The 15,660-nt window shown below is 74.2% G+C and carries 12 protein-coding genes; 5 read left to right on the top strand and 7 right to left on the bottom strand.

The features are described from left to right. Positions 1-8: 8 nt before the first annotated feature. Together AB0B97_RS29135 and dacB are read right to left on the bottom strand one after the other, a co-directional pair. A complete protein-coding gene (locus tag AB0B97_RS29135; RefSeq protein ID WP_357498152.1) occupies positions 9-1,079 on the bottom strand; it encodes a zinc-dependent metalloprotease in 1,071 nt (356 codons plus the stop codon). A gap of 160 nt (positions 1,080-1,239) precedes the next feature. Then, positions 1,240-2,682 carry a D-alanyl-D-alanine carboxypeptidase/D-alanyl-D-alanine-endopeptidase gene (gene dacB, locus AB0B97_RS29130; RefSeq protein WP_308195348.1) on the bottom strand — a complete coding sequence of 481 codons (1,443 nt, stop codon included), beginning with the start codon at positions 2,680-2,682 and terminating at the stop codon, positions 1,240-1,242. Positions 2,683-3,251: 569 nt separating this feature from the next. Here dacB and AB0B97_RS29125 point away from each other — a divergent pair. Further along, positions 3,252-3,758: an inorganic diphosphatase gene (locus AB0B97_RS29125; RefSeq protein ID WP_234583300.1), complete on the top strand. Its 507-nt coding sequence runs from the start codon at positions 3,252-3,254 to the stop codon at positions 3,756-3,758. Between the two features lie 31 nt (positions 3,759-3,789). On the opposite strand, the gene eccD is transcribed toward AB0B97_RS29125, so the two are convergent. Continuing rightward, complete coding sequence (eccD, locus tag AB0B97_RS29120) at positions 3,790-5,193, bottom strand: type VII secretion integral membrane protein EccD (RefSeq protein WP_357498150.1); 1,404 nt, start codon at positions 5,191-5,193, stop codon at positions 3,790-3,792. A gap of 101 nt (positions 5,194-5,294) precedes the next feature. On the opposite strand from eccD, the gene eccCa reads away from it, so the two are divergent. From eccCa to AB0B97_RS29100, 4 genes are all read left to right on the top strand, one after another. After that, complete coding sequence (gene eccCa / locus AB0B97_RS29115) at positions 5,295-9,269, top strand: type VII secretion protein EccCa (RefSeq protein WP_357498147.1); 3,975 nt, start codon at positions 5,295-5,297, stop codon at positions 9,267-9,269. A 74-nt stretch (positions 9,270-9,343) separates the two neighbouring features. After that, positions 9,344-10,675, top strand: coding sequence for a type VII secretion-associated serine protease mycosin (gene mycP / locus AB0B97_RS29110; protein ID WP_357498145.1), 1,332 nt, complete (start codon positions 9,344-9,346; stop codon positions 10,673-10,675). A 52-nt stretch (positions 10,676-10,727) separates the two neighbouring features. Continuing rightward, the gene (locus AB0B97_RS29105) at positions 10,728-11,519 is read left to right on the top strand and encodes a phosphatase PAP2 family protein (RefSeq protein ID WP_357498143.1); all 792 of its coding nucleotides are present in this window, start codon (positions 10,728-10,730) and stop codon (positions 11,517-11,519) included. A 37-nt stretch (positions 11,520-11,556) separates the two neighbouring features. Then, positions 11,557-12,249 carry a phosphatase PAP2 family protein gene (locus tag AB0B97_RS29100; RefSeq protein ID WP_357498141.1) on the top strand — a complete coding sequence of 231 codons (693 nt, stop codon included), beginning with the start codon at positions 11,557-11,559 and terminating at the stop codon, positions 12,247-12,249. A 13-nt stretch (positions 12,250-12,262) separates the two neighbouring features. On the opposite strand, the gene AB0B97_RS29095 is transcribed toward AB0B97_RS29100, so the two are convergent. The 4 genes from AB0B97_RS29095 to nth all read right to left on the bottom strand — a co-directional run bounded on the left by AB0B97_RS29095 (position 12,263) and on the right by nth (position 15,657). Continuing rightward, entirely contained in the window at positions 12,263-13,441 is a 1,179-nt protein-coding gene (locus AB0B97_RS29095; RefSeq protein WP_234583294.1) for a MarP family serine protease, read from the bottom strand. 64 nt (positions 13,442-13,505) lie between these two features. Continuing rightward, a complete protein-coding gene (locus AB0B97_RS29090; protein ID WP_234583293.1) occupies positions 13,506-14,198 on the bottom strand; it encodes a CoA pyrophosphatase in 693 nt (230 codons plus the stop codon). Continuing rightward, positions 14,195-14,872, bottom strand: a complete 678-nt coding sequence (locus AB0B97_RS29085; protein ID WP_357498138.1) for a redoxin domain-containing protein — start codon at positions 14,870-14,872, stop codon at positions 14,195-14,197. Before AB0B97_RS29085 ends, AB0B97_RS29090 begins: the two co-directional genes overlap by 4 nt. Then, positions 14,869-15,657 (bottom strand): endonuclease III, encoded by a 789-nt coding sequence (gene nth / locus AB0B97_RS29080; protein ID WP_234583291.1) that lies wholly within the window; start codon positions 15,655-15,657, stop codon positions 14,869-14,871. Before nth ends, AB0B97_RS29085 begins: the two co-directional genes overlap by 4 nt. Positions 15,658-15,660: the final 3 nt, after the last annotated feature.

Below are 15,660 nucleotides of genomic sequence, written 5' to 3'. Positions count from 1 at the left end.
ACTGACGGTCAGCCGGCGGCCGGTACGGTGCCGGCCGGCCCGTGCACGCGCGCCACCCAGGCGTCCGGGTCGCCCAGCTCGGACAACCGGGGCAGGGTGAGCGGTGAGTTGAAGATCGAGTTGAAGCCCGGCATGCCGACCCGCTCGACCACACCGTGCACGAACTTGCGGCCCTCGGCGTACTGACGCATCTTGACGTCCACCCCGAGCAGCCGACGGATCGCCTTCTCCAACGGGTTACCTGCCTCGCGACGCCTGTTGAACGACGACCGGATGCGCTCCACGCTCGGGATCACCTGCGGGCCGACGCCGTCCATCACGAACTCGGCGTGCCCCTCCAGCAGGGTCATCAGGGCGGTGAGCCGGTCGAGGACGGCCCGCTGCGCCGGGGTCTGCACGATGTCCAGCACGCTCGTGCGGCTCTCCGGGTCGCGGACCGCCTCGGACAGCGTCGCCACCCCGCGTCGCAGCCGCTCGACGAGGTGCTCGCCGCCGCTGGACGAGGCGTCGACGAACGCCTGCACCTCGCTGAGGAAGTAGGCCCGCATCCACGGCACGGCGGTGAACTGCGTCCGGTGGGTGACCTCGTGCAGGCAGACCCACAGCCGGAAGTCCCGGGGGTCGGCGCCGAGCTTGCGCTCCACCTCGACGATGTTCGGCGCCACCAGCAGCAGTTGGCCCGGGTCGGCGGAGAAGACCTCGTACTGGCCGAGCACCCGGCCGGAGAGGTAGGCCAGCACGGTGCCGGCCTGCACCCCGGTCAGCCGGGACCCGATCGCCTCGGTGAGCGCGCCGGGCGGCTTGTCACCGGACAGCCGGCTGACCAGCGGAGTGATCACCTCACGCAGCCCGGCGATGTTGGTGGCCGCCCAGTCCCGGCGGTCGACGACCCGCACCGGCGGGTGCGCCACCTGCGCCCGCAGCCCCGTGTAGTCGGCCACGTGCCCGGCCGCCTCCTCGGTCAGCCGACGCAGGTCGCCGACCACGTCGGTGGCCTCGGAGTACGACACCCGGGGGCCCGACTTGCTCAACGCCCCCGCGGTCGCGGCGGCCAGATCCCAGTCCACGAACTGCGCCATGAACCCACCGTACCCGCGTCGCGACACCCCGGCCCGGGCTCGCGTCGGCGATCGACGCCGGTCGCGGCCCCCGCACCGGCCGGGTGACCGGCCCGGACGAGGTCAGCGGTAGCCACGGCACGCCATCGCCCGCCGGGGGTGAGACCCGCCCCGACGCCCGTCAGCGGCAACCGCAGCCGGCCAGCGCGGCGGCGATGCGGTCCAGCGCCGGTTGGGCGGTGTCCGTCCCGCCGGGCACCTTGTCGGTGAGCACCGCGAACGTGAGCAGCCGGCCGTCGGCGGTGGTGACCAGGCCCGCGATGGCGTGCACCCCGGTCAGGGTGCCGGTCTTGGCGCGGACGGCGCCCGCCCCGGCGGCGGTGCCGGGAGCACCCCGGTACCGCTCGCCCAGCGTGCCGGACCAGCCGCCCACGGGCAGACCGCCGAAGACGCCGGCCAGCTCCGGGTGGTCCGGGCTGGCGGCCAGCCGGATCAGGTCGGTGAGCAGCGACGGGCTGATCCGGTTCTTGCGGGACAGCCCACTGCCGTCGGAGAGGGTGATCTCCTCGGCGGGCAGGCCCAGCGCCGCCACCTCGGCGTCCATCGCGGCGGCGGCGCCGTCGAACGAGGCCTTCTGGCTGCGGGCCAGCGCCACCTGGCGGGCCAGCGCCTCGGCCAGCAGGTTGTCACTCTCGCTGATCATGATGTCGACCAGCCGGATCAACGGCGGCGACTGCACCGCGCCCAGCTCCGTACCGGGAGGCGGGGTGCCACCGGCGGCGGTGGCCAGGGCCGGGGCCGTGCCCCGCTTGACGGTGCTGGTGGGTACGCCGAGCAGCCGGGCGAACGACCGGCCGGCGGCGAGGTCCGGCTCGGCGACCCGCTCGGCGCCGCCGGGCTCGGCGCCCGGGTCCTTGCGCGCACCGTCGGTCATCAGCGCGGTCACCGCGCCGCCGTACCCGCCGGTCGGGATGTCGTCGTCCCAACCGGGGCCGTACACCGGGCCGGAGTAGATCGTGCCGTCGACGGTGACGCTGGTCGGGGCCGTGCCGCCGAGCGCGGTGCGCACCTGCGCGGCCAGGTCGTCCAGGCGTGCCGCGCCGGGGTAGTAGCCCTTCTTGTCGACCGCGAGCGTGGGGTCGCCACCACCGACGATCACCACCTCGCCGGGCTTGGCGCCGGCCACCGCCCGGGTGGGGATCCGGTACCCGGGCCCGCGGGCGGCCAACACGGTCACCGCGGTCGCCAGCTTCGTCACCGAGGCGGGCACCGTCCCGTCGTCCGCCCCCTTGGCGAACAGCGTCTGACCGGTGGTCACGTCGGCCACCGAGACGTTCACCCGGTCGCCCAGGGCGGGGACACCGACCAACGGGTCCAGCGCGGCCCGTACGCCGTCGGGCGCGGGCAGCGGGGCGTTCGGGTCGGGCCCGTCCAGCACGTCCGCCGGGTCGGGTTCCGCGGCGGGGCCGGCGGCGGCCTGCGTGGACGCCGCCTCCTCACCCAACCAGCCGGCGACCGGGCCGGGCCGGGTCACCACGACGCCGACACCCGTCAGCACGAGCAGCACCACCAGTGCCAGCACGGTCACCAGCCGCCGGCGGCGGCGTGGCGGGGACGGCGCCAGCGGCGGCTCGGCGTCGGCCGGCGCCGGCAGCGCGGAGATCGGCGGGCCCAGCGGCGGTACGCCGGTCGGAATGCGGACAGTCGGGCCGTCACCGGACGGTGCGCCAGCCCGGGCCGGGCTGGCCGGGGCGGAGCCTGCCGGGGCGGGGCTGGTCGGCTGTGCGCCGTTCGGCGGGGCGCTCGTGGGACGGTCTCCACCGCCGAGGACCGGGAAGCGACCGCTGTTCGGCCCGGCGGAATTCGCCTCCGACGGGCGCCACGGCAGCGGCGGAGGCCGCTCGGGCACCGACTCCTCGGGCGGCAGGGGAAGGTGGGCGTCGGGCACCGGCACCCGTCCGGTGGCGCCGCCGGAGCCGGATCGTCCGGTACCACGCGCGGTGCCCCCGTCCGGGCGGTAGTGTGAATCTTCCCTCCCCACGACCCCCTCCTCCCCCAGCGAAAATCGGCTTGGGTGACACTACTTCGGTCCGAAGACTATGCGGCGGCCGGAGTCGGCGGGTGGGCATTCACCTGTCCGGAGGGTCGCCAGTGGTTCCGTTAGCCAGCGTGGGCAGACGAGGGAGCGTGCAGATGGATTTCGACGTGACGGTTGAGATCCCCAAGGGTCACCGGAACAAGTACGAGGTGGACCACAAGACCGGCCGCATCCGGCTGGACCGCACCCTGTTCACGTCCACGCAGTACCCGGCGGACTACGGGTTCATCGAGGAGACGCTGGGCGAGGACGGCGACCCGCTGGACGCGCTGGTGCTGGTCCCCGAACCGACCTTCCCGGGCTGTCTCATCCGCTGCCGGACCATCGGCATGTTCCGGATGACCGACGAGAAGGGCGGCGACGACAAGGTCCTCTGCGTGCCCTACGAGGACCCCCGCCAGGAGCACCTGCGCGACATCCACCACCTGGGTGAGTTCGACCGCCTGGAGATCCAGCACTTCTTCGAGGTCTACAAGGACCTGGAGCCCGGTAAGTCGGTCGAGGGCGCGACCTGGGTCGGCCGCACCGAGGCCGAGGCCGAGATCCGGGCCTCCTACCAGCGGGCCCGCGACGCCGAGGCGCGCGGCGAGTCCGCCCACTGACGATCGCTTACCGACCGGGCCCGGGAGCCGCTCAACCGAGCAGCCCCCGGGCCCGGTCGTACAGGTCGAGCACCGCGCAGGCGACCGGCACCACGGCGACCACCAGGGCCGTGTCGGTGAGGTCCGCGACCCTTGCGAGGTACGGCGAGACCGCTCGCCGGGCGTAGCCGGTGCCGGCGGCCACGGTCACCAGGCCCAGCGCCGCGCCACCGAGGACCAGCGCCAGCCGGCCGGTGTCGTCGGCCCGGTCGAGAAGCACCGCACCCAGCACCGCGTAGCCGGCGAGCCCGGCGAGCACCGTCGGCACCCGGTGCCGCAGCGCCACGAACAGCCGCGAGCGCAGCAGCAGCACCGCCGAGACCACGGCCACCAGCACCGGGCCGGCGGTCCCACCGGCCACCCCGAGGATGACCGCCGCGCCCACCGCCAGCACGGCGTGCCCGAGCAGCATCCCGGTGAGCACCTCCTCGGTGCGGGTGACGGCCGCGTGCACCCGACCCCGGTCCGGCAGGTCCCGGGGGCGCTCCGGCTCGGCACCCGACACGGCGGCCGGCAGGGTGATCGGCGGTAACGGCAGCTTGCCCAACCGGATGGCGAGCAACGGGATCGCCCCCAGGGCGAAGACCAGAGCGCTGAGCAGCACCGCCGCCGTGCCGGCGGGGGTCAGCAGCAGCGCGCCGAGCGCCGCGCAGGCACCCAGCAGACCGACAGTCACGCCGGCCACGAAGACCCGCAGCCGGCTGGCCACCCCGAGCAGACCGACCAGCGCCACCAGCAGCAACGCCACCGAGCCGGTCAGCAGTTCGGGTGCGCCGACCCAGCGCACCGGTCCGAGCGGGCCGACCGGATCACCAGAGCCGATCGCCAGGGCGCCGGCGACGAAGGCGTACGGCAGGGCGTAGCCGCCGAGCGTCGCTCCCGCGGCGCCGTCGCCGTTGGCGCGGGAGGCGACCGCGCCGGCAACCGTGAGCAGCAGCGCCACCACCGCCGCCGCGAACCAGCCGCTGGGCAGCGTCGGACCGCCCGCGAGCAGCGCGAACAGCCCGACGGCGAGCGGCACGGCGGCACCGGCCAGACCGGCCACCCGGGTGGCGTCCGGTGACCACGCCCCACCCCGGCGGCGGGCGCCGTCGGCGATCGCCTCCACCACGTCGTCGTACTCCAACTCGGGCCAGTGGGCGCGGGCCGGCACCAGGTGCAGCACCTCGCCGTCGCGGACCCCCTGCGGCAGCAGCGCCTGCGCCGTCGCCAGCAGCGCCCCGTCGGTACGACGCAGCACCCAGCCGCCGTGCCGCTCGCCGTCGTCGGCCAGGCCCTCGCCGGCGTGTCGCAGCACGTCGGGCAGCAGCTCGGCCAGGGGCACCTGCTCCGGCAGTGCGACGTCGACCCGCCGTTGCGGCGCGCTGATGGTGACGCGGGCCAGCCCGGTTGTCATCGAGGGATCTCCATATCGACGGGGATCGGAGGCTGCGCGGACGACAGGACTTTACCTACGATGAGCCAGGCTCGGGTTACCCAGCGCTGTCAGGAGGCCGAGTGTCCACAGTCGTCATCAAGCGTCCGCCGCGACGGCCGGCGCCGGAGATCCCCGTCGGCGAGCTGCCCGTCGAGGCGCCGCCGGAGATCCCCGCGGTGACCGGCGGCCGGTGGCAGCAGATGCTGATGGTGCTGCCCATGCTCGGCGGCACGGTGGCGATGGCGATGATGTTCGGCCGGGGTGGCGGCGCCTACTCGTACGTGGTGGGCGGGATGTTCGGGCTCTCGTCGCTGGCGATGCTGGTCACCTCGTGGGGCAGCGCCTCGGGCACCCCGAAGAAGTCGGAGATGATGGCGGCCCGCCGGGAGTACCTGCGCCACCTGGCCACACTGCGCCGCCGGGTCCGGCAGACCGCCGGGCAGCAGCGGGCCGGCCTTTACTATCGGCACCCCGACCCGGGTCGGCTGTGGTCGACGGTGGACAGCGGCCGGGTCTGGGAACGCCGTCCCGCCGACCCGGACTTCGCTGTCGTACGCGTCGCCGTCGGGCCGCAGACCCTGGCCACCCCGCTCGTCGGACCGGTCACCCGGCCGCTCGAGGAGTTGGAGCCGATGACCGCCGGCGCGCTGCGCCGCTTCCTGGACGCGTACTCCGTGGTGCCGGAGCTGCCGGTGGCCCTGTCGCTGCGCAGCTTCGCCCGGGTGCACGTGCGGACCGCCGCCGGTGGTCCGGCCGGCGGTGAACCGCCCATCGGCGACCGGGCCGCCCAGGCCCTGGCCCGGGCGGTGCTGACCCAGCTGGCCGTGTTCCACGCCCCCGACGAGCTGCTGATCGCGGTCTGCGCCGGCCCGGAACGCCGGGCCGACTGGGAGTGGGTGAAGTGGCTCCCGCACGCGCACCATCCCTCTCGTACGGACGCGCTCGGGCCGGTGCGGCTGGTGACCTCGTCGGGCGCGGAGCTGGAACGGCTGCTCGGCGACGTGCTGGCCAGCCGGTCCCGGTTCAGCCCTGCCGGACCGGCCACCGACGGCCCGCACGTGGTGGTGGTCCTCGACGGCGGCGACCTGACCGGCGCCACCGACCTGACCGGCGACGGCGGCATCGACGCGGTCACCGTGCTGGACCTGGACACTCCGCCGCCCCGCCTGCTCGACCGGTACGCGCTGCTGTTGGAGCTGCGCGGTCGGCGGCTGCACTCGTGGTCGGTGGAGGGGCACGCGGAGGTCGGCACCGCCGACCACCTCGACCTCGCCGACGCCGAGGCGGTCGCCCGGCGGTTGGCGCCGCTGCGGCTGGCCGGCGCGGCCCGCGGCCCGGACGCCCCGCTCCAGGTCGAGCTGGGCCTGCCGGAGCTGCTCGGCCTCGGCGATCCGGAGAGCTTCACCGCCGAGCAGGGCTGGGCGCCGCGCTCGGCCCGGGACCGACTGCGGGTGCCGATCGGGGTGGGTGTCGACGGCGGCGCCATCGAGCTGGACCTCAAGGAGTCCGCCCAGGACGGGATGGGCCCGCACGGCCTGCTCATCGGGGCCACCGGGTCCGGCAAGTCCGAGCTGCTCCGCACGCTGGTGCTGGGGTTGGCGGCGACGCACAGCAGCGAGCAGCTCAACTTCGTCCTGGTCGACTTCAAGGGCGGCGCCACCTTCGCGCCGTTCGACCGGCTGCCGCACACCGCCGCCGTGATCACCAACCTGGCCGACGCGCTGCCCCTTGTCGACCGGATGGTCGACGCGATCAACGGGGAGCTGGTCCGCCGGCAGGAGCTGCTGCGCCGTGCCGGCAACTTCGCCAGCGTGCGCGACTACGAGCGGGCCCGCGCGGCCGGCAGTCCACTCGCGCCGCTGCCGTCGCTGCTGCTGATCTGCGACGAGTTCTCCGAACTGCTCTCCGCCAAGCCGGACTTCATCGACCTGTTCGTGCAGATCGGCCGCCTGGGCCGGTCGCTGGGCGTGCACCTGCTGCTCGCCAGCCAACGCCTGGAGGAGGGCCGGCTGCGCGGGCTCGACACCCACCTGTCGTACCGGATCGGGTTGCGCACCTTCTCCGCTCTCGAGTCCCGGACGGTGCTCGGTGTGCCGGACGCGCACGAACTGCCCCGCTCGCCGGGCCACGGCTACCTGCGGGCGGGCACCGATCCGCTGGCCCGTTTCAAGGCCGCGTACGTCTCCGGAACGGTGCGCCGCCGCGCCGCGACGGCGGGGGCCTCGGCCGGCGGCGGCGCCCGCCTGCTCACGTTCACCACCCACGCCGTGCCGCTGCCCGAGCCGGCCACCCCGGCCCTGACCATGGTCGCCGAGGACGAGGGCGATCGGGAGACCCTGCTCGACCTGCTGGTCGACCGGCTCGTCGGGCAGGGCCCGCCCGCCCACCAGGTGTGGCTTCCGCCGCTCGGCGAGCCACCGTCCCTGGACGAGCTGGTGGGCCCCGTCGAGGTGGACCAGGCGCGCGGACTCACCGTGGGCAACCCCGAGCTGCACGGCGCGCTGGGTGTGCCGGTGGCGGTGGTGGACCGGCCGTTGGAGCAGCGGCGGGACCTGCTCTGGCTGACCCTGGACGGCGCGGCCGGACACGTCGCGGTCGTCGGTGCGCCGCAGAGCGGAAAGTCCACCGTGCTGCGCACGCTGATCTGCGCGTTGGCGCTCACCCACACTCCCGCCGAGGCGCAGGTCTACTGTCTCGACTTCGGCGGCGGTGGCCTCGCGGCGTTGCGCGATCTGCCGCACGTGGGCGGGGTGGCCGGCCGCGCCGATCCGACCGCCGTGCGGCGCACGGTCGGCGAGATGACGACAGTGCTGGCCGAGCGGGAGCGCCGGTTCGCGGAGCTGGGCGTGGAGTCGATGGCCGCGTACCGGCAGCGTCGCGCCGCGGCGGGTACGACCAGCCAGCCGGGCGCCGACCCGTTCGGCGACGTCTTTCTGGTGATCGACGGCTGGAGCACCGTCCGCGGCGAGTACGACGACCTGGAACCGCTGGTCACGGACCTGGCCACCCGGGGCCTGTCGTACGGGGTGCACGTGGTCGCCACGGCGCTGCGCTGGCTGGACTTCCGCCCGGCGATCCGGGACCTGTTCGGCTCCCGGTTGGAGCTGCGCCTCGGCGATCCGGCCGACTCCCTGGTGGCCCGGCGGGCGGCGGCGAACGTGCCGGAGCGCCCCGGCCGGGGGGTGACGGCGGAGAGCCTGCACTTCCTCACCGCGCTCCCGCAGCTCGCCGCCCCGGGCGGGGGCACCACCGACCTCGTCAAACGGATCGCCGACTGCTGGGCCGGGCCGGTGGCCCCCCGGGTCCGGCTCCTCCCGCCGGTGCTGCCGTACGCCGACCTGGATCTGGCCGCGACGACCGGGCTGCGGCTGCCGATCGGGATCGCCGAGGCGGACCTGCGGCCGGTGCTGCTCGACTTCGCGAGTGAGCCGCACTTCGTGGTCTTCGGGGACGCGGAGTGCGGCAAGTCGACGTTCCTGCGGGCGCTGGCCACCTCGATCACCACCCGGTTCGCGCCGGAGGAGGCCCGGGTGATCCTGGTCGACTACCGGCGCAGTCTGCTCGGCGCCATCGAGACGCCGCACCTCATCGGGTACGGCACGGCCGCCGCGCACACCGCCGACCTGGTCGAGTCGGCCGTCGGATACCTGGAGCGGCGGGCTCCGGGGCCGGAGGTCACTCCGGCCCAGTTGCGGGACCGGTCCTGGTGGTCGGGACCGGAACTGTTCGTGCTCGTCGACGACTACGACCTGGTGGCGGCGGGGCCGGCGAACCCGTTGCGGGCCCTGGAGGAGCATCTGCCGCACGCCCGCGACGTCGGGCTGCACCTGGTGCTGGCCCGCCGCTCCGGAGGCGCGGGACGTTCCCAGTACGAGCCGATCGTGCAGCGGCTGCGGGAGCTCTCCACCGCCGGGCTGGTGATGGCGGGCAGCCCCGAGGAGGGTGCGCTGGTCGGCCCGGTGCGGCCCGGACCGCTGCCGGCGGGCCGTGGTCGGCTGGTCACCCGACGGGAGGGCGTACGCCTCGTGCAGCTCGCACATCTGCCGCCACCATGACCTGTCTCCGTAGTTCCTCCCGTGACGGGTGGGGAAACCGGTAATCTCCGATCGTCGTGGTTCCGTCGGGATGAATGGCTGAGGATGTGACAGGGGTTCGGCACAGCGGTCCTGCAGTGGCCCGACGGGCCGGCCGGGCGCTGCTCGGTGTGGCGGCGATGCTCGCCGTCGCGGTCCCGGCCGCCGCACCTGTCGCCGCGCCCAGCAGCGGCGGGCAACTCGCCGGCGCACCGGTGGCGCTCGCCCCCGGTGACAGCGTGGCCCGCACCGACCAGGTCCGTGACGAGCAGTGGCAGCTCGACGAATTGCGGGCCGACACGGCGTGGCGCAGCTCGACCGGCCGGGGCGTGACAGTGGCGGTGGTCGACTCCGGTGTGGACGCCAACCATCCCGACCTGGCCGGCCAGGTGCTGCCCGGCCTCGACCTGGTCGGGCCCGCTGGCGGCGCCGGTCCGGATCCGGTCGGTCACGGCACCACTGTCGCCGGCCTGATCGCCGGGCGTAACGACGACAAGCGGGGCGTGGTCGGCCTGGCGCCGGATTCCCGGATCCTCCCGGTCCGCGTGCTGGACGAGCGCAACAAGTACGACGACGCCCTGATCGTCGCGAAGGGTGTCCGCTGGGCGGTCGACAACGGCGCCCGGGTGATCAACCTGTCGCTGGGCGGCAGCGGGGACAGCCCGGCCCTGGCCGCGGCTCTGGACTACGCGTTCGCCCGGGACGTGGTCGTGGTCGCCTGCACCGGCAACCTGGCCACGTCGACCGACTCCAAGGTCTGGTACCCGGCTCGCGAGCCGGGCGTGATCGCGGTCGCCGGGCTGGAGCGCAGCAGCGACAACCTGTGGTCCGGCTCGATCACCGGCCGGGCGACGGTGCTCACCGCCCCCGCCACCGGCCTGGTCGGCGCCCGCCCGGCGGACGGGTACTGGCGGGTGCAGGGCACCAGCTTCGCCGCGCCGTTGGTGGCCGCGACCGCCGCGCTGGTCCGGTCCCGTTTTCCGGACATGCCCGCCGGCGAGGTGGTCAACCGGCTGCTGGCCACCGCCCGTGACCTCGGCCCGACCGGCCGGGACGACCGCTTCGGGTACGGGGTGGTCGACCCGGTGGCGGCGCTGACCGCGGACGTTCCCCCGGTCACCGTCAACCCGCTGGACGATCTGACCTCGCCGGGCGTGGTCGGCTTCGGTCCGGCCCCCGGTTCGGAGGACAACGGCCCGGTCAGCGGCGCCGGCAGCGACCCGCTCGGTTTCACCGCCGGACGACAGCAGACCGGGTGGACGGCCCGACCGGCGGGCGCTCCGGCCGAATCGGTGCCGGAGCAACTGTGGACCGGTGTCGCGCTCCTCGCCGCCCTGGTGACCGGTGCGGCGCTGATGGTGCGCCGGTTCCGCCAGCGCAGTCGCTGAGCGTCGCGGACGGCAGGCCTGAAGGCCCGGCGGGTGGGGTAGAACCGTCCGCATGAGCACGCCCGCCGCACGAACCCTCGACACCGACCGGCGCCCGTCCTGGCGGCGTCGCCGCCTCGACCCGGACCACTCGTTGGGTCTGCGGCTGACCCTGGCGGCGACGGCGACGTTCCTGGTGCTGGTGCCGTTCGCCCTGCTCGCACTGCTGGTGCTCGGTGCGTGGGGGCCGCTGCACCGGCTGGACACGACGATCACCGACGCGCTGCACGACCATGCGGTGCGCCACCCGGCCTGGGTCGCGCTGATGGACGTCTGGAGTGCGGTGTTCGCGCCCCTGCCGCTGCGGGTCGTGGCCCTGCTCGTGGTGATTTGGCTGCTGCGCCGCCGGGCCCGCCGGCTGGCCCTCTGGGTGGCCACGACGATGGTGGTCGGCGGGTTGATGGGTCCGCTGCTCAAGTTGCTCGTCGGCCGGGACCGGCCGGAACTGCTCGACCCGGTGGCGCGGGCCGCCGGCTACTCGTTCCCCTCCGGGCACGCCCTGAACGCCACCCTGGCCGCCGGGGTGCTGCTGCTGGTGTTCCTGCCGTACGTCCGGCGCTGGGCCGCGCGGGTCGCGCTCTGGATCGCCGCACTGCTGCTCACCCTGGTGACCGGGCTGAGCAGGGTCTCGCTCGGTGTGCACTTCACCAGTGACGTGCTCGGCGGTTGGCTGCTCGGCGTGGCGGTGATCGCGGCGACCACCGCCGCGTTCACCAGTTGGCGGGCGCACACCGGCCTCCGACCGGTCCGGCCGGTGCGCGACGGCGTCGCGCCCGAGGTCGAGCGGCAGCCGGACAAGACCTGAGGCGTGACGACGACGTCGATCGGGTATTGGCCGGCTCATGTCCGACACCGTGGTCCAGATCCTCCGGCGGGTGCTGCTGCCGGTGTCCCTCCTGTTCGGTTTCATGGTGCTGCTCGGGGTGCTGATCACCCGCGTGTTCGAACGGACCTGGCCGTTCACCGTCGAGGACTCGGTGAATCGGGAGTTCGCGGGTGACCGCACCGGCGGCTGGAACGACGTCTCGCTGGTGTTCAGCACGCTGGCCAGCACCCAGATGATCGTCGTGGTCACCGTGCTGGTGGCCCTGGTGCTGCGACTCTGGCTCAAGCGCTGGCGGGAGCCGCTGTTCCTGTGCGCGGCGGTGACCGCCCAGGCGTTGGTGTTCCTGTTCACCACGATGGTGATCGACCGGCAGCGGCCGGCGGTGGAGCACATGGACACCTCGCCGCCCACGTCGAGTTTTCCGTCCGGGCACACCTCGGCGGCGGTGGCCCTCTACGTCGGTATCGCGGTGCTGATGGCCCTACGGGCACGCAGCACGGGAGCGAAGGTCGCCTGGTGGACGCTGCTGCTGGTGCCGGTGGGTGTGGCGCTGACCCGCATGTACCGGGGGATGCACCACCCGAGCGACGTGGTGGCGTCCTTCATCAACGGCGGCACCTGCGTCGCGATCATGGCCCGGGCGGTGCTGGACCGGGGACTGCGCTGGGGACGCGCCAAGCTGCCGATGGCCGCCACGGCCCGGACCTGATCCGGCGGACCGCTCAGGTGCACTCGCCGGTGGCGACGGCCCGGTTGCGTTCGGCCCCGGCCAGCGCCACCGGCCTGGCCTCGGCGGCGGTCACGGCGAACCCGGTGTTGGGGTCGTCCGCCGCCGCCGCGAAGATCACGCCGAGCACCAGACCGTTGGCCGAGAGCAGCGGTCCACCGGAGTTGCCGCTGCGCACCAGCGCACGAATGGTGTAGATCTCCCGGGTGACGTCGCCGGAGGAGTAGATGTCCGGCCCCTTGATTTTGTCGACGTCACGAACGCGGGCCGACTGCGCGTTGTACGGGCCATCCAGCGGGAAGCCGAGCACGATGGCGTCCGAGCCGCTGCCCGCGTTGCCGGCGGCGAACCGCAGCGACGGGCCGGGCAGCCCCGGCACGAGCAGCACCGCCAGGTCGCGGTTCGGGTCGTAGACCACCACCTGACCGTCGTACCGCTCCCCGCCCAGCTCCACCGCCACCGAACGGGTGCCGGCGACCACGTGGGCGTTGGTCATGACCCGGTCGTCGGCGTACACGAAGCCGGAGCCCTCGATGCGGCGCGAGCAGCTGGGCGCGGAGCCGAGCACCTTGACCACCGAACGCTGACCGTTGACCACCACCTGCGAGCCGGCCAGCGCCGGGTCGGGCGGGTCGACCTGGCGGGCCCGGGTGGGCGTGAGACCACCGAAGACGTCCGGGAACCCGTCGGTGTCGACGGTGTCCTCCAGGGCGGTGGAGAGGCGGTGCGCCTCCTCCGGCAGGACCCCGTTCACCACGCCGATCAGCGCGCTGTTGCGCACCGCGGAGGCGAGCCAGGGCACCGACGACGACCCGAGCGGCACGGCGACCAGCCAGGCCAGCAGGAGCACCGCGAACAGTGAGACGAACGCCCCGCCGATGTCGTCGATCCGCCGACCCACGTCGCTGGTGATCGTCTTGCGCAGGTGCGAGCCGAGCCAGCCGGCGAGCGCCTGCCCGATCACTGCCAACCCGAAGATCGCCACCAGTGAGATCAGCACCCGGGTGCCGGCGTCGACGAACTGCCGGGCGAACAGCGGCCCGAGTTGCAGGCCGAGCAGCAGCCCCAGAAAGAAGCCGGACAGCGACGTGATGCCGATGACGAAACCCTGGCGGTATCCGCTGATCGCGAACACGAGCATGAGCAGCAGCAGGACGAGATCCACGACGGACACGGGGTCCAGCGTACGGGCAGTGCGCCCGCCGGATGACCACCGCTTGCGGAAGGTGACCGCGTGGTCAGCGCAGGGCGGTCTCGTCGACGTCTTCGGTGCCGGCCGACGGCGCGGGAGTGGCCCCCGTGGGCGGCAGATCGACCAGCCGGCCGGGCGACCACGGGCGGGCCCAACCACCCATGTCCAGCAGGGTCGCCAGCACCCCGGCGGTGAAGCCCCAGACGAGCATGCCGCGCGCCGAGAACGCCGGCCCCACCCAGCCGCTGGGATGGCGGACCCGCAGCCGGTTGGCGGGGTCGACCAGCTCGCGGACCGGCAGTCGCGCCACGTGCGCCACCTCGGCGGGCTCGGCCGGGTGCACCGGGTGCGGGTCGTGCCACCAGGCCAGCACCGGGGTGACCACGAAGTCGCTGACCGGGATCCACAACTTCGGCAGCTCGGCAAGCACGGTGACGCTGGCCGGGTCGAGGCCGACCTCCTCGTTCGCCTCGCGCAGCGCGGTGGCCCGGACGTCGGCGTCCTCCGGGTCGGCCGCCCCGCCGGGGAAGGCCGGCTGACCGGCGTGGTTGCGCAGGGTGGCGGCCCGTTGCAGGACCAGCACGTCGGGGCCGAGGTCGGGCTGCTCACCGAGAAGCACCAGCACGGCGCTCTCCCGGCCGCCCTCGGCGGGGGTGGTCAGCCGGGTGAAGTCCTCGGCGCGGGCGGTGCCCAGCCGGGTCAGCAACGGCTCGATCCATTCCGGCGGTCGGCGGGTCATGCCGGCACCGTCAGGCCGAGATGCTGGCGGACCAGCTTGGCGATCTGGGCGTCATCGAGAGCCCCGGTGGCGTCGATGTGCCGGATGCGGCCCTGCGCGTCGACGAAGAGGGTCAGCGGAATGGCGTTGCGCTTCAGTTCGCGCTGTAGCGCCTCGCCCTGGTCGACCAGGATCGGGAACCGGACGCCGAAGTCCTCACCGATGGACTGGGCGCCGCTGCGGCTGTCCCGGCTGTTGACCCCGACCACCTGGAGCTGACCGGCGGCCCGTTCGCTGAGGCGTTGGAAAGCGGGCAACTCCTTGCGGCACGGCGGGCACCAGGAGGCCCACACGTTGATCACGGCCGGCCCGGCCACGTCGCGCAGCGCGACGGGCGCCCCGCCGGTGAAGCAGGAGAGCGTCAGCTCCGGCAGCTGCTGCCCACCGGCGGTGGGGGTCGGCGTGCCGGACGTGCCAGAGGCCGCTGTGCCCGAACCGGGCGACGCAGGGGTCGCCGGGCCGGAGCCGGGTGCCCCGGCCGTGGGTGCCGTGTTCAGGGCGGCGCAGTCCCGGAACGGGGATGGCCGCTCGGCCGCGGCCGGGCGGGTCGCTGGTGCGTCGTCGGCCGGGTTGCCCGTGCAGCCGGCAACGGCCAGCAGCAGCGGCAGGACGGCGAGGGCGAGGCGGCGGTTCACGGCACCTCCGCGGCGACCGCCTGCGCCGGCACCAGCTCCGGGTCGACCCCGGCGGCCACCGCGAGGTCACGCGCGCGGGGGCCCTTGAGCAGCTTGGCGGCGGCGGCCGGCTCGGTCGGGCCGGTGCCGTACGAGGGGCACAGCTTCGCGAGCGTGCACGCCCCGCAGGCGGGCTTGCGGGCGTGGCAGACCCGTCGCCCGTGGAAGATGATCCGGTGCGACAGCATGGTCCAGTCGCGCTTCGGGTAGAGCGCGCCGATCGCGTGCTCGATCTTGACCGGGTCGGTCTCGGTGGTCAGCTGCCACCGGTGCACCAGCCGCTGGAAGTGCGTGTCGACAGTGATGCCGGGGACGTCGAAGGCGTTGCCGAGAATGACGTTGGCGGTCTTGCGGCCGATCCCGGGAAGCGTCACCAGGTCGACGAGCCGGCCGGGGACCTGACCGTCGTACCTGTCGACGAGGGCCTGCCCCAGCTTGAGCAGCGAGTCGGTCTTGTTGCGGTAGAAGCCGGTGGGCCGGATCAGCTCCTCCATCTCGCCCCGGTCGGCCCCGGCGTACGCGGGGGCGCTCGGGTAGCGGGCGAAGAGCTTCGGGGTGACCTCGTTGACCTTCTTGTCGGTGCACTGCGCCGAGAGGATGGTGGCGACGGCCAGCTCCAGGGCGTTGGAGTGGTCCAGTTCACAGTGCGCGTCGGGGTGCGTCTCGGCCAGCACCCGGCCGATCTTGCGGGCACGACGTGTGCGCCCGAGGTCGGTCTCGCTGGCACCGGGAGAGCTACTGGTCACGAC

Source organism: Micromonospora sp. NPDC049004, assembly GCF_040649315.1.
In the GTDB taxonomy this organism is placed as follows: Bacteria; Actinomycetota; Actinomycetes; order Mycobacteriales; family Micromonosporaceae; genus Micromonospora.
The sequence above is the reverse complement of the archived record's forward strand: the minus strand, read 5'-3'. Positions and strand labels throughout refer to the sequence as shown.

Excerpts from the sequence above, each read along its gene's own strand:
- AB0B97_RS29105 (WP_357498143.1), top strand. The coding sequence starts at position 10,728 with ATGAGCACGCCCGCCGCACGAACCCTCGACACCGACCGGCGCCCGTCC.
- AB0B97_RS29125 (WP_234583300.1), top strand. The coding sequence starts at position 3,252 with ATGGATTTCGACGTGACGGTTGAGATCCCCAAGGGTCACCGGAACAAG.
- eccD (WP_357498150.1), bottom strand. The coding sequence starts at position 5,193 with ATGACAACCGGGCTGGCCCGCGTCACCATCAGCGCGCCGCAACGGCGG.
- AB0B97_RS29090 (WP_234583293.1), bottom strand. The coding sequence starts at position 14,198 with ATGACCCGCCGACCGCCGGAATGGATCGAGCCGTTGCTGACCCGGCTG.
- AB0B97_RS29135 (WP_357498152.1), bottom strand. The coding sequence starts at position 1,079 with ATGGCGCAGTTCGTGGACTGGGATCTGGCCGCCGCGACCGCGGGGGCG.
- mycP (WP_357498145.1), top strand. The coding sequence starts at position 9,344 with ATGGCTGAGGATGTGACAGGGGTTCGGCACAGCGGTCCTGCAGTGGCC.
- AB0B97_RS29100 (WP_357498141.1), top strand. The coding sequence starts at position 11,557 with ATGTCCGACACCGTGGTCCAGATCCTCCGGCGGGTGCTGCTGCCGGTG.